We start from the raw sequence: 1010 nt of genomic DNA on the forward strand, positions 1-1010 counted from the left end.
CCGGCTGCCCTCGACCCACACATCGCGCGAATGCAGCCGGTCCCGTAAATGAGCGAAGGTGGCGATTTCATAAAGCCGCCGATCCGGCTTGCCATCCTCGAAGACCAGTTTCCTTTCGTTCGCACCCAGATGGCCGACAGGCACGCGATCCGGCAGAACACGGCGTCCCTCCACATAAAGCGTTTTCAGGGTGGCGACCGCCGCAAGCAGCGGATCGTGCCGGCGGCGCGAGCGGAATGTGAATGCCTGAAGGAAGGCCCCTGCGAACTTACGGATGTTTCCATGTTGCTCGGCCGCCAGCACCAACGGCGAAGCGTTGGCGCTCTCCACCATCGCCTCGAGACCGGGTTTGATCTGCAGCAGCCGATGCCAGCCGACTTGCCGGTTTACCGTCTCGATCGCATCTTCATCGGCATCGTTGGCGGCCTGCAAGGCAACGATCGTATCGAGGAACAGTCGCAGCGCCTTGGACGTTTCCATGCGGGCGTTCATGTGACGCTGCTTCTTCCGGTTGTTCGCCTGGGAGAACAGCCGGCCCATCAGCTTGATGAACATGGTCATTGCATCGTCGGTGAGCTTCTGGCCGAGCTTGATGATCTGCACCACGATCGTTGCTCGCCGGCGGCTGGCACCAAATTCGCCGGCGAGCCAGGCCGGTGCTGCATCACCTTCCCGGACCATCTGGTCCCATCGTCCGGAGGGGATGCGGGCCTGCAAACGCGGATCGATCCCGAGCGAACGCAGGAACATGATACGCTCCGTCAAACCGATCAGGTTGCCCGCTCCCGGTGCATCGGGAGCGGAACGCAGCCAATGGAAGCGCGTCTGCCCTATTGCAGGATCGACGGCCAGCAGGGCATCGAGGGCTTCGAGCTTGTCCGGGGCGAGATCCGAGATCAGCGCACTCTCAGCACGACGGCGAGCAACGGCGCGGGCCGCAATGCCGATCTTCTCTATGGAATGTTGAGAAGGCAGCAGCGCCTTCCGCTCACGAAAGGCAGCGATGACGG

1 pseudogene is annotated in these 1010 nt (G+C 62.4%); it reads right to left on the minus strand.

From position 1 onward, the window contains the following. Nucleotides 1–1010: pseudogene (locus DSD28_RS25695) on the minus strand (Tn3 family transposase); the annotation flags it as partial.

It is taken from the genome of Shinella zoogloeoides, assembly GCF_003574625.1.
GTDB classification, from domain to species: domain Bacteria; phylum Pseudomonadota; class Alphaproteobacteria; order Rhizobiales; family Rhizobiaceae; genus Shinella; species Shinella zoogloeoides_A.